The sequence below is a fragment of the Flavobacterium soyae genome (assembly GCF_045348165.1).
GTDB lineage: Bacteria > Bacteroidota > Bacteroidia > Flavobacteriales > Flavobacteriaceae > Flavobacterium > Flavobacterium soyae.
Window position 1 is genome coordinate 5,221,053 of sequence record NZ_CP150845.1, and the last position, 13,571, is coordinate 5,234,623.

Consider the following 13,571-nt stretch of genomic DNA (forward strand, 5'->3'; position numbering starts at 1 on the left):
TAGTTTAAATTTGTTTAATTCATAATTAAGCAGTAAGGGCAACTTTTACTTCGAAATTATTTAACAAATCTATAACAGATCCAATTATCAAATCGATAGTATTTCATCAATTAATGATAATATTTTCACTATATCTTCTTAAAAAAACACATAATAAAATAAAATCAAGTAAAAAATGAATTATTCACAATGAAACAACCCTTAACAACCACTATTATACAGAAAAGTTAACGAAATCATAAAAATCAAACGTTTTCGTTAAAAATAATATTTACTTATGCAAAAAAAGTATCACTACAAAATACGTTTTAATCCAGAAAAATCCTCACGATATTGACTAGGAGTACAATTTTTAATAGCTTTAAAACTACGATTAAAGTTTGCAATATTATTAAAGCCAGATTTAAAAGCCACTTCAGAAACACTCAAATCTTTCTCAACAAGCCAGCGTGCAGCATATCCAATACGAATGTCATTAATATAGTTTACAAAAGTTTTTCCGGTGCGTTTTTTAATAAAACGATTAAACGAAATTACAGACATACTAGCAACATTTGCCACATCCTCTAAAGTAATTTTATTTGCAAAATGTTTTTGCACATACTCATAAACCAATTTCATTTTATCGTAATCATCGAACTTATCATAGTCAACAGTATAAGTAGAAAGTAATCGCTGATTTCTAGAATTAGCAAGATCATATAACAAGGAAGTAATTTCCAGAAAATAATCCATACCATCTAATTTAGAAAGACTTACCAATCTTGGAGTTAATTCTTCGGCAGCTTTTTTAGAAAATAAAATTCCGTGAATAGACCTATTAAACATATCACGAATTGGATTCATGATTCGTCGTGCAAGCAGTGATTCATGAAATAAATCATTATGAAACTGAATCGTAATTTCGTGTATTTTTTTGTTAGTACATTTATTTAATTCCCAGCCGTGATATAAATTTGGCCCAATCAAAACCAATTCTACATTATCAATTTCTTCAATATTATCTCCCACTACACGCCTTACTCCTTTTCCATTTAAAATAAAATTAATCTCAAATTCGGGATGGTAATGAACAGGAAAATCAAAACTATCCTTAACCCTGTCAAAGACCAAAAAACTATCTCCGGCTGAAAGCGGGGCGATTTCTCTATAAAAATTTTTAGCAGTACTCATCTCTTAAAACTATTTTATCTAAATATCAATTGATTTTTTTCTGCAATAATATGATATATAATTGATAAAATAATATTAATTACGCTATAAACATACATTTATCTTTGAAAAATAGAATTATCAACTTTACAAAATCAGTATTAATAATAAACATTAATCATTTTTAATACTTGAACTTTTTATAGTTTTAATAATTTTATCAGGAAAACAATACCGAATTATAAATAGATAAATTCAGCTTCAACAATAAGACAGCAATTTCTAACCAAAAGCTGAAAATGTGCTGAAAAACAATATTTTCAAAAAATGAAAAAATACTTTTTTAAGCTTTTAGCCTCCGCATTAATAGGAACCTCTTGCTCTGCACAGCATACTAATAGTAATACAAATTTGTCACTTTCAGATAAAAAAGCAACCCCTGAAACAGTTTTACTGTATAAAAAACTGAATCAACTCATTAAAAAGGGTTATCTTTTTGGTCATCAGGACGATTTAGCGTATGGAGTAAACTGGAAATATGAAAACGAACGAAGCGACATAAAAGATGTTGTGGGAGACTATCCTGCAGTTTATGGCTGGGATCTTGCGGGTCTGGAAAAAGATGATATAAATAATATAGACGGAATTCCATTCGAAAAAATGAAACAATATATTATTGAAGCCAATGAAAGAGGGGGGATTTCTACAATAAGCTGGCATTTTGATAATCCTGTAACAGGAAAAAATGCCTGGGATAATACACCAAATTCTCTAAAAACTATTTTACCAGGCGGAGAAAATCATCAAAAATATGTTTCATGGTTAGATAAAGCGGCTAATTACCTTCTATCCTTAAAAGATAAAAAAGGAAAAAATATTCCAATTCTTTTTAGACCTTATCATGAACTTTCAGGAGGCTGGTTTTGGTGGGGAAAAGGAAAATGTACATCTGATGAGTTTAAAACTGTATGGAAATTTACATTTGAATACCTGCAGAAAAAAGGTGTACATAATTTAATTTATGTTTACAATACCTCCAGTTTCAACTCAAAAGAAGATTTTCTGGCGAATTATCCCGGAGATAATTTTGCCGATATTTTAAGTTTCGATTCTTATCAAAATAATAATGATAAGGAAGGAATAAAGTTTATTGAAGAAGTTCAAAACCAGCTTAAGATTTTAAATGAAATAGGTCTTGAAAAACATAAATTAATAGCCATTGCCGAAGCAGGTTATGAAGCTGTTCCAGATCCAAAATGGTGGACAGGAACTTTCTCTAAAGCAATTGGCGATTATAAAATATCGTATGTCCTTTTATGGCGAAATCACGGCTGGCAGGAAAACGAGAAAAAAATGCATTATTATGCACCTTTTAAAGGGCAGGTAAGCGAAAAAGATTTCATTGATTATTACAATATGGATAAAACACTGTTCGAAAAAGACATTAACAAATAAATCTGAGTCATCTGCGTGCAAAAAAATCAGCACATAGAAACATGCTTAAAACACTAAAATAATTGCCCCAAAAACAAACTTTACAACCTTTAAAAAACAACCAATGCACAACAAAATTAGTTTAAAAGAAAAAATCGGTTACGGGCTTGGAGATGCCGCTTCTTCAATGTTCTGGAAAATCTTTAGTATGTATCTTTTGTTTTTCTATACCGATGTTTTCGGATTAGCTCCTGCCGTTGTAGGAACCATGTTCTTGATTACCAGAATCTGGGATTCCTGCTTTGATCCAATTGTTGGAATCATTGCCGACAGAACAAAAACTAAATGGGGAAAATTCAGACCTTATCTTTTATGGGTTGCGATTCCTTTTGCCGTAATTGGAGTTTTGACTTTTTACACGCCGGATTTTGACGAAAAAGGAAAAATAATTTACGCCTACGTAACCTATTCGTTAATGATGATGATTTATTCACTAATTAACGTTCCATACGCATCACTTTTGGGCGTAATGTCATCTGACCGAAAAGACAGAAACACATTATCATCTTACAGAATGGTTTTTGCCTTTGGCGGAAGTCTTTTGGCACTTTGGTTAATTGAACCTCTTGTAAATTATTTTGGCGGCAGCTTAAATTCTAAAACAGGCTGGATCACAACAATTACCGTTTTTGGAGTAATTACAACAGCGTTTTTCTGGGCTTGTTTTTTCTTTACAAAAGAAAGGGTAAAACCTATCGAAAATGAGCAATCTAATCTAAAAGAAGATTTAAAAGATTTATTAAAAAATAAACCGTGGTGGATTTTATTAGGTGCCGGAATCGGGACTTTAGTTTTCAACTCTATCAGAGACGGAGCCGCAGTTTACTATTTTAAATATTATGTAAGCAGTTCTGTAAATTTTGATTTTTCACTTTTTGGAACAGATTTCCATATGACACCAACTTCTATTTATTTGGTTTTGGGTCAGGCAGCTAATATTATTGGTGTAATTATCGCTACTCCAATCGCTAATAAAATTGGTAAAAAGAAAACATTCTTTGGCGCAATGACAATTGCCTCAATTTTAAGTTTAGTTTTCTATTTCTTCGGAAAAGAAGATGTTTTCCTAATCATGAGTTTTCAGGCTTTAATAAGTATTTGTGCAGGCTGTATCTTCCCGTTAATCTGGTCAATGTATGCAGACAGTGCCGATTATTCAGAATGGAAACAAGGCCGCAGGGCAACCGGATTGGTTTTCTCAGCTTCATCAATGTCACAAAAATTTGGATGGACTATTGGCGGTGCCGGAACCGGATGGCTTTTAGGTTATTATGGTTTTCAGGCAAATGTTGAACAAACTGCCGTAACCCAAAACGGAATTCAATTAATGCTAAGTATACTTCCTGCAATCGCAGCGGCAATATCAGTCGCTTTTATAGTATTCTATCCTTTATCCGAAGAAAAACTACAGACAATAGAACAAGATTTAAACGAAAAAAGACATCAAACAAAATAAAAACAAATCAGATACCGAATCAAAAATATGACAACAATAACCTCTTCGACTACTTTTCTGGATCGAAAAGCAGCATTAGAAAAAGAACATAAAGCACTAATCGAACAAAAAAATGCACCGGAAGAAAAGGCTGGAAACGGGATTTATAAACGTTATAAAAATCCTGTTGTTACGGCATCTCACGTTCCGTTGAACTGGCGTTTTGATTTAAACGAAAAAACAAATCCTTTTTTACAGGAACGAATTGGGGTAAATGCCGCTTTCAATGCCGGAGCAATGAAATGGAACGGAAAATATCTTCTTGCAGTTCGTGTAGAAGGAATCGACAGAAAATCATTTTTTGCAATTGCCGAAAGTCCAAACGGCGTAGATAATTTCAAGTTTTGGGATAAACCATGCGTAATTCCGCAAACTTCAGAGCCAGATACAAACGTATACGACATGCGTTTGGTCAATCATGAAGACGGCTGGGTTTATGGCATTTTTTGTACTGAAAGAAAAGATCCAAAAGCACCAAAAAGTGATACAAGTTCAGCCATTGCCAATGCAGGAATAGTACGTTCAAAAGATTTAGTAAATTGGGAAAGGTTACCGGACTTAATTTCGAATACAGGACAACAGCGAAATGTTGTTTTGCATCCGGAATTCGTAAACGGAAAATATGCATTATACACGCGTCCGCAAGACGGATTTATTGACGTTGGAAGCGGAGGCGGAATTGGTTTAGGGTATATTGACGATATGACAAATCCACTTGTAAAAGAGGAGAAAATCATCTTCGGCAAACAATATCATACCATTTATGAATTAAAAAACGGTCTTGGCCCTGCTCCAATCAAAACAGAAAAAGGATGGCTGCATTTAGCACACGGCGTTCGTAATACCGCTGCAGGACTACGCTATACTTTGTATATGTTTATGACAGATTTAAACGATATTTCGAAAGTAACCCACATTCCTGCCGGACATTTTATGGGACCGGAAGGAATTGAAAGAGTTGGTGATGTGTCAAACGTATTGTTTTCAAACGGATGGATTGAAGATACTGACGGAACTGTTTATGTATATTATGCATCATCAGATACAAGAATGCACGTTGCTGTTTCCTCTGTAGATAAATTAGTTGATTATGTTACCAACACTCCCGCAGATACATTTATTTCTGCTGGATCTGTGGAAACGATCATTAATCAGATCGAAAAAAATAACGCAATTTAAGTATCGTGTGTACAACCTTAAAACAGCTTAAATCTGAATTAACAACAGAGCTGGATTCCATTTTAAATTATTGGTCAAAACATACACTTGATACTCAAAACGAAGGTTTTATTGGTCAGATTGATTTTAACGATCATCTTATTACTAATGCAGAAAAAGGTTCTGTATTAAATTCCAGAATTCTTTGGACTTTTTCATCAAGTTACCAGGTTACCAAAAAAGAAAATCATAAAAAAATTGCTGAAAGGGCTTTTGATTTTCTTTCAAAATATTTTTATGATGCTGAATTTGGCGGGCTTTTTTGGAGTATTAATTTTGATAAAACCCCAAAAGATACCAAAAACCAAATCTATGCTTTAGCTTTTGCTATTTATGGTTTAACGGAATATTATGCTATTTCTAAAGACGAAAAAGCTTTAGAAATAGCAAAAAAATTATATTTTAAAATTCAGGAACACAGTTACGATCCTATAAACAAAGGTTATCTGGAAGCCTTTACAAGAGATTGGCAGCCCATTGAAGATTTGCGTTTAAGCGCTAAAGATGCTAACGAAAAAAAGACAATGAACACCCATTTGCATATTATTGAAGCTTATGCAAATTTGTTTAAAGTCTGGAAAGATGAAACGCTCCGAAAAGACAGTATTGAATTACTAGAAACGATAGAAAAACATTTCATAAATACCGAAACCGGACATCTTCGTTTATTTTTTGATGAAAACTGGATCGAAAAACCGGACGTTATTTCATACGGACACGATATTGAAGCAGCCTGGCTGTTATTACAATGTGCCGAGATTTTAGAAGAGGAGAATTTAATTGCCAATTATAAAAAACATGCCGTTCAAATTGCCGAAGTTACCAAAGAAGGATTTGATTCTGACGGAGGTTTATGGTACGAATTTGATCCTGAAAAAAAGGAATTAATTGCCGAAAAACATTGGTGGGTTCAGGCCGAAGCCTTAATTGGTTTTTACAACGCTTATCAATTGACCGAAAATGAAGACTATTTAGATATTATTTTCAGAAACTGGAAATTCATAAAAAAACATATTCTCGATCTTAAAAATGGCGAATGGTTTTGGGGAATTTACAGCGATTATTCTTTAATCGAAAAAGACAAAGCCGGATTCTGGAAATGTCCTTATCATAACGGCCGCGCTTGTTTAGAACTTATTAAGAGGATAAAAACTTAAAAGCTTCTCCTAATCAAAATTAATTATTGTACTAAAAAATATTGCTTATGAAAACACTTATTCTTTTTAGTTTATTATTTCTAACTACAATAACAAATGCACAAGGTAATCTTGTCAAAAACCCCGGTTTTGAATATGAGTTTGTAAACTGGCAAGGCGGCGACGCAGCCTATATTACTCCTTATGATAAAAAAACAGGAAAAAATTGTGCTGCAATCAATCAATTTGTTGGTGCCGAATGGAAGGCTGTTGATCAAACTATAAACATACCAAAAAACATTTATGCTTTAGAATTTAGTATTTGGATTAAATCTGAAAGTATCGAAGAGCAAAAAGAAGCTTATAAAGCCGGTGCGGCAATTGCATCGTTTACAAATTCTGCAAATAAAGAAATTATATCCGAAACTTTTGCTCAGGTAAAAGGAACGACTGGATGGGCAAATTATAAAAAAACTGTAAAAGTTCCAGACGAAGCAAAAAAAGTCCGCATTATGCTTGCTCTGGCACAAACCAATGGCACAATTTATTTTGATGATGTAAAAGTTACCACTCTTTCAGAAGAAGAGTACATAAAACAAAATACGCCTGCAGTAAGTGAGTCTGAAAAATTAAGTTCAGCGCCAAAACTATTTCTTAATGGCAATTTTGAAGAGAATTTAGCACCATGGAATGGTTCAGGTTCAATTACATCTGAAGATAAAAAAGAAGGAAAATCAGCTTTAGAAATAACTTCGGATATTGCTGAGTGGAAAGCTGTTGAACAAATTTCAGATCTCACTGACGGAGATAAAAGCTTACAGATTTCAGGATGGTTAAAAGCAAAAAACATTAAACAAGGAAAAGACAGCTGGAATAATGGTATGATTATTATCGAATTTAAAAATGACAAAGACCATAAAGCACAGGAAGATATGGTGGCTGCAACTGTAACCGGCAATACAGACTGGACATCATTTCAAAAAACATTTACAATTCCCCAAGGGGCAATTAAATACAGAATTATGATTGCCCTAAGCAATTGTACAGGAACATTATTAGCTGATAATATCGAGATTAAAGTCTCTAAATAAAAATCTAAATGAAAAAATATTTTATAAAAACAGTACTTGCCAGCTTATCAATTTTAGCATTTGCAAGCTGTTCTTCAGATAAAGAAACAGAGGACGAAACTATAGTTATAGTAGATCCGCCAACACAAAGCGACCCGTTAACAACGCAAAATGCTGCCACTTATATGGTTGATGCAAATGCTACTAAAGAAACCGTGGCTTTATTTTATAACTTAAAAAGGCTGGCAAAAACAAAAGTGGCAATTGGTCAGCAGGATGCCTTTAACAGCTTTTATCAAGATGCCGGAGGAGATTCTGATATTAAAAAAAATACAGGTTACGATCCTGCCGTTTTAGGTTCAGATTTTATGTTTATTACCGATAAAAACAATAACAACCAGGCAGATAACTGGTTTTATCAGCAAGAAATAAAAATTACAAGCGATGTCAAAGCCGCTTACGCAAAAGGTATAATCAATACTTTCAGCTGGCATATAAGAGAACCTTTTAAAGACGAATCTTTTTATGCTGCTGATATGTCTGCTCAGGAAAAAGCCGCAGCATTTAAAAGCATTTTACCCGGCGGAACCAATCACGAATGGTACAAGAAAAAATTGGACAAAGTCGCCAGCGTTGTTTTAAACTTCAAAGGCTCGAATGGTGAATTAATCCCGATAATTTTCAGGCCTTTTCATGAATTCGACGGAAGCTGGTTTTGGTGGGGCGCTAATTACTGCACTGCCGACGAATACAAACAAGCATATCAATTTACCGTTGATTATTTAAAAAACACAAAAGGCGTACACAACATTTTATACGCTTTTTCTCCAGACAATTCATATGCAACAGAAAGCAGTTATTTAAGCCGATATCCGGGTGATAAATATGTCGATATTCTGGGAATGGACAATTACGGAGATTTTGCTAATCAAGGTTCTACAGGTTCTGGCAAAGCCAATGCAAAACTAAAAATGATCTCTGACATTGCTAAAACCAAAGTAAAAATTGCCGCTTTAACCGAAACAGGTTACAGAGTTACAAGTTCAATTCCGCCAGTTACAAACTGGTTTTCAACTTATTTATATGATGCTTTAACAGCAAACGATATTCAGGTAAGTTATGTAATGTTTTGGAACAACAACAGCGACGGGTATTATGTTCCAAATGGTTCTGTTTCGAATGCCGCAGATTTTAAAACTTTTAGTACCAAAACAAAATCGGCGTTATTGAATTCCCTGCCAAAAATGTATGAAATGCCGAAATAGCATTTTTAACGGCACGCAGATTTAGCAGATTGTGCGACGCAGAAAAAAGAGCCAAAGGCTCGGCCAAATATTGCAGAGCTGGACTTCAGTCCAGTTTTACATTAAGTTCTAACAAAATATCATATGAAAAACAGATTTCTAAAACACCTCAGCTTTGCTTTAATTTTCTCCGTAATCGCTTGTCAGGCACAGGAAAGAATTACTGTAAGAGGAAACCAATTTTATAAAGGTAATAAACCATACGCTTACATTGGAACCAATTATTGGTACGGAAGTTTATTGGCATCCAAAAAAGCAGGCGACAGAAAAAGATTAATTAGAGAACTTGATTTATTGAAAAAAAACGGAATCGATAATCTGCGAATTTTAGTTGGCGGTGACGGTGGAAAATACGATTTTACTGTTCGTCCGGCACTGCAATATGAGCAGGGAAAATATGACGAAGATTTACTTGACGGACTTGATTTTTTAATCAACGAAATGAGCAAGCGTAAAATGTATGCCGTTTTATATTTGACAAACAACTGGGAATGGTCTGGCGGAATGTCACAATATTTAGAATGGAATGGAAAAGGTGCTATTCCTGTTCCGGCAATTCCACCCAATACGTGGCCTCAATTTATGTCGTATACAGAACAATTTCATAGCTGCGAGCCTTGTATGAACGGTTTAGAAAATCATGTAAAATTTATTATCGGGAGAACAAATTCCTATTCAAAAAAGAAATATACCGAAGACAATACCATTATGGCGTGGCAGGTTGGAAATGAACCCCGAACTTTTACGCCAGAGAACGAAGCAAAATTCACAGTTTGGCTAAATAACATTGTCAATTTAATTGACAGCCTAGACAAAAACCACTTAATTTCGACCGGTTCTGAAGGCAAAAACAGTTCAAATGACAGCATGGAAATTTTTGAACGCACACATCAGAATCCGAATATCGATTATTTGACGATGCATATTTGGCCAAAAAACTGGAATTGGTTTAAAGCAGATAATGCCGAAAAAACATTACCTGCTACCTTAGAAAATGCCGGAAAATATATTGACGATCACATAAAAGTGGCAAACAATTTAAAGCGCCCCATTATTATAGAAGAATTTGGTCTGCCAAGAGAAAACGAAAATTTAACTGCCGGATCTTCTGTTGCAAACCGGGATGTTTTCTATAATTATATTTTTGGCCGAGTTGCCGAAAGCGTTAAAAATAATGGTACGCTGCAAGCAGCCAATTTCTGGGGATTTGGCGGTGAAGGAAAAGCAATTAACAAAGACGGAAAATGGAATCCGGGTGATCCCTTAACAACAGATCCTCCGCAGGAACCACAGGGTTTGAATTCTGTTTTTTCTTCAGATAAATCGACTTTAGAGATTGTAAAAAAATACAATTTACAGTTGAAAAAATAATTTCTCAACCATATAAGTGATTTAAGTTTATAAAGTTAGTACGCCCCTTTTTTAAAAAACTTATATTATACTTATATGGTTTAAAAAATATCAGCATGAAAAATGTATTAGTTCTTTCTTGTTTTTTGTTACTTAATCTTTCTTTCTCACAAAAGAAACAAGATTTCGTTTTAAATTCTCCCAATGGGAAAATCGATATCAGAATTACTGTCAATGATAAAATTTCATGGACAATTTCGCATGAAAAAGATTTGATCCTTGCACCTTCTGATATGTCAATGACTTTAGACGAAAATATAGTTTTAGGAAAAAATTCAGTTGTTGTAAATTCGAAAAAAGAAAGTTCAGATTCTTCATTTGAAACTCCTTTGTATAAAAAGAAAACAGTCAAAAATAAATACAATCAGCTGACTATAAATTTCAGAAATGATTTTAGTATTGAATTCCGGGTTTTTGATGATGGCGCTGCATATCGTTTCATCACAAAAAAGAAAAAAGATATTACAGTAAAATCCGAGGAAGTTTCTTTAAATTTTGATCAGGATTACAATACTTTAATACCTTACGTTCGAGATTTAAGAAATCCAAAAGATCAATATATTTCTTCGTTTGAATCGCATTATGAAAACAAAAAAATAAGCGAATTTACAAAAGATACTCTTGCCTTTTTACCTTTCTTAATTGATTATAAAAATCATAAAAAAGCCGTTTTTCTGGAAGCCGGTCTGGAAGATTATCCAGGATTATTTGTAACGAATAATAAAAATAAAACAGGTTTTGAATCTCGTTTTTCTAAATATCCGCTTCAGGAAACCAACGGCGGATTTAATTACCTCAACAAATTAATTACCGAAAGAGCTGATTATTTGGTTAAAACCAAAGGAACACGAAGTTTTCCGTGGAGAGCAATCGTAATCTCTGAAAATGATTCGGCTTTAGCCAATAATGATATGGTTCAAAAATTATCTGAGCCTTCAAAAATTGCGGCTATTTCGTGGATAAAGCCCGGAAAAGTTGCCTGGGACTGGTGGAACGACTGGAATATTTACAATGTCGATTTCAAAGCCGGAATCAATACACAGACTTATAAGTATTACATTGATTTTGCTTCAAAAAACAAAGTTGAGTATGTAGTTTTAGATGAAGGCTGGAGTGTAGAAACCGACATTATGAAACACAGTCCGAATGTTGATTTAGAAGCTTTAATAGCTTATGCAAAAGAACGAAATGTTGGAATTATTTTGTGGGCTTCATGGATGGCTTTGCATGAAAATATTGATGGCGTTTTTGACAATTATGCAAAATTGGGTGTAAAAGGTTTTAAAGTAGATTTTATTGATCGTGACGATGCAAAAATGGTCAATTCGGTTTATGATATTGCGCAAAAAGCAGCAAATCATAAATTGATTATTGATTTTCACGGTATGTATAAACCAACCGGAATTCAGAGAACTTATCCGAATATTCTAAATTTTGAAGGTGTTAAAGGTTTAGAGAACAATAAATGGACACCAAATGATGATGTTCCTTTGTATGATTGTACAATCCCATTCATCAGAATGATGGCAGGTCCAATGGATTATACACCCGGAGCCATGCGAAACGCCGCAAAAAGCGAATTCAAGCCAAGTCATTCTAATCCGATGAGTCAGGGAACCAGATGCCATCAACTGGCACTATACACCATTTTTGAGGCTCCTTTGCAAATGATGGCCGACAGCCCGACTGCTTATATGAAAGAACAGGAAAGCACCAATTTTATTGCTAAAATCCCAACTACTTTTGATGAAACAGTTTCTTTAAATGGCGAAGTTGAAAAGTTTGTAACGATTGCCAGAAAAAAAGCAGACACTTGGTATTTAGGTTCTATTACAAATTGGGATTCCAGAGATATTACAATTGATTTTTCTTTCCTTGAAAAAGGCAAAAAATTCCAGGCCGAAATTTTCTCAGACGGTTTAAACGCTGACAAAGCCGCTACCGATTATAAAAAAGAAATCGTTACAATCGATTCATCAACTAAATTAACCTATCGATTAGCAAGCGGCGGTGGGCTGGCGATGATTATAAAATAAACATTCGTTTTCTATACGTTTCTAAACCCAACAGGTTTTAAAAAACTGTCGGGTTTAATACTAGAACATAAACTGAACGTAGACGCACTGCTGTGCGTCTCTACGATATACGTTTGTTGAATAAATGTGTTTACATTTCACAAAACACATCTCACACATATTACAAAAAATTTTACGCTAATATTTTCTCAATTACATTCAATTCATCTGCTGCAAATGCTGTATTTTGCAGACAGTCAATATTATTGCACAATTGTTTTACAGAACTTGCACCAATTAAAACGGAGGTAATTCGTTTGTCTTTTTGCAGCCAGGCCAATGCCATTTGAGCCAAAGACTGATTTCTATTCTGAGCAATTTCATTCAGCTGAATTAATTTCTGAATACGTTCTTCGGTAACTTCATTTTCTTTCAAATGCCCGTTTGGATTATGCGCTCTTGAATTCTCCGGAATTCCGTTTAAATATTTATCTGTTAAAAGTCCTTGTGCCAAAGGCGAAAACGCAATACATCCCACTCCTTTTTCCTCCAAAACATCTAACAAACCATTTTCGACCCAGCGTTCTAACATCGAATATTTTGCCTGATGAATTAAACACGGCGTTCCCAATTGTTTTAAAACATCAACCGCAACGCGGGTCTGCTCTGCCGAATAATTACTGATTCCAACATACAAAGCTTTTCCGCTTCTAACAGCGTGATCTAAAGCCATCATGGTTTCCTCAATCGGCGTTTCCGGATCAGGGCGGTGCGAATAAAAAATATCGACATAATCAACATTCATTCTTTTCAAACTCTGATCTAAACTTGACAATAAATATTTTCTGGAACCCCAGTCTCCATAAGGTCCATTCCACATGGTGTAGCCGGCTTTTGTAGAAATTACAATTTCATCACGCAGATTTCCCTGAAAATTATGCCATAATATTTTACCAAAATTTTCCTCGGCAGAACCCGGAACCGGTCCATAATTATTCGCTAAATCAAAATGAGTAATGCCTTTATCAAAAGCTTCTACGGCAATACATTCAGCATTTTCAAAATTATCAACTGAACCGAAATTATGCCATAATCCTAAGGAAATCTCAGGCAGTAATAAACCGCTTTTTCCGCATCTGTTATATTTCATTGTTTTAGTTTAAAGGTTGAAGTTTTAAATAGAATTTAAAGGTAGAAAAATATCAAAAGCTATTAATTCAAAAGTTGTATTTTTTTAATCTCGCAAAGTCGCACAGCCGCAGAGTTTTTTTGAATAG

The 13,571-nt window shown here is 34.1% G+C and carries 10 protein-coding genes; 8 read left to right on the plus strand and 2 right to left on the minus strand.

Annotation, left to right across the window (positions count from 1 at the left end):
• Positions 1–294 precede the first annotated feature (294 nt).
• Complete coding sequence (locus AABD74_RS21605; RefSeq protein WP_232678961.1) at positions 295–1,173, minus strand: AraC family transcriptional regulator; 879 nt, start codon at positions 1,171–1,173, stop codon at positions 295–297.
• Positions 1,174–1,479: 306 nt separating this feature from the next.
• On the opposite strand from AABD74_RS21605, the gene AABD74_RS21610 reads away from it, so the two are divergent.
• The 8 genes from AABD74_RS21610 to AABD74_RS21645 all read left to right on the plus strand — a co-directional run bounded on the left by AABD74_RS21610 (position 1,480) and on the right by AABD74_RS21645 (position 12,315).
• Positions 1,480–2,607, plus strand: coding sequence for a glycoside hydrolase family 26 protein (locus tag AABD74_RS21610; protein ID WP_406844258.1), 1,128 nt, complete (start codon positions 1,480–1,482; stop codon positions 2,605–2,607).
• Positions 2,608–2,710: 103 nt separating this feature from the next.
• Complete coding sequence (locus AABD74_RS21615) at positions 2,711–4,102, plus strand: MFS transporter (protein ID WP_406844259.1); 1,392 nt, start codon at positions 2,711–2,713, stop codon at positions 4,100–4,102.
• A gap of 27 nt (positions 4,103–4,129) precedes the next feature.
• Entirely contained in the window at positions 4,130–5,320 is a 1,191-nt protein-coding gene (locus AABD74_RS21620; protein WP_406844260.1) for a glycosidase, read from the plus strand.
• 5 nt (positions 5,321–5,325) lie between these two features.
• Positions 5,326–6,516, plus strand: coding sequence for an AGE family epimerase/isomerase (locus tag AABD74_RS21625; RefSeq protein ID WP_406844261.1), 1,191 nt, complete (start codon positions 5,326–5,328; stop codon positions 6,514–6,516).
• Positions 6,517–6,563: 47 nt separating this feature from the next.
• Positions 6,564–7,586 (plus strand): carbohydrate binding domain-containing protein, encoded by a 1,023-nt coding sequence (locus AABD74_RS21630; RefSeq protein ID WP_406844262.1) that lies wholly within the window; start codon positions 6,564–6,566, stop codon positions 7,584–7,586.
• Between the two features lie 8 nt (positions 7,587–7,594).
• On the plus strand, positions 7,595–8,830 hold the full coding sequence (locus tag AABD74_RS21635) for a glycoside hydrolase family 26 protein (protein ID WP_406844263.1): 1,236 nt from the start codon (positions 7,595–7,597) through the stop codon (positions 8,828–8,830).
• A gap of 123 nt (positions 8,831–8,953) precedes the next feature.
• Positions 8,954–10,240 carry a beta-mannanase gene (locus tag AABD74_RS21640; protein ID WP_406844264.1) on the plus strand — a complete coding sequence of 429 codons (1,287 nt, stop codon included), beginning with the start codon at positions 8,954–8,956 and terminating at the stop codon, positions 10,238–10,240.
• 95 nt (positions 10,241–10,335) lie between these two features.
• Positions 10,336–12,315 carry a glycoside hydrolase family 97 protein gene (locus tag AABD74_RS21645; RefSeq protein WP_406844265.1) on the plus strand — a complete coding sequence of 660 codons (1,980 nt, stop codon included), beginning with the start codon at positions 10,336–10,338 and terminating at the stop codon, positions 12,313–12,315.
• 172 nt (positions 12,316–12,487) lie between these two features.
• Here AABD74_RS21645 and mgrA read toward each other — a convergent pair whose 3' ends face one another.
• Positions 12,488–13,444, minus strand: coding sequence for an L-glyceraldehyde 3-phosphate reductase (gene mgrA / locus AABD74_RS21650; protein WP_406844266.1), 957 nt, complete (start codon positions 13,442–13,444; stop codon positions 12,488–12,490).
• Between the last annotated feature and the right edge of the window lie 127 nt (positions 13,445–13,571).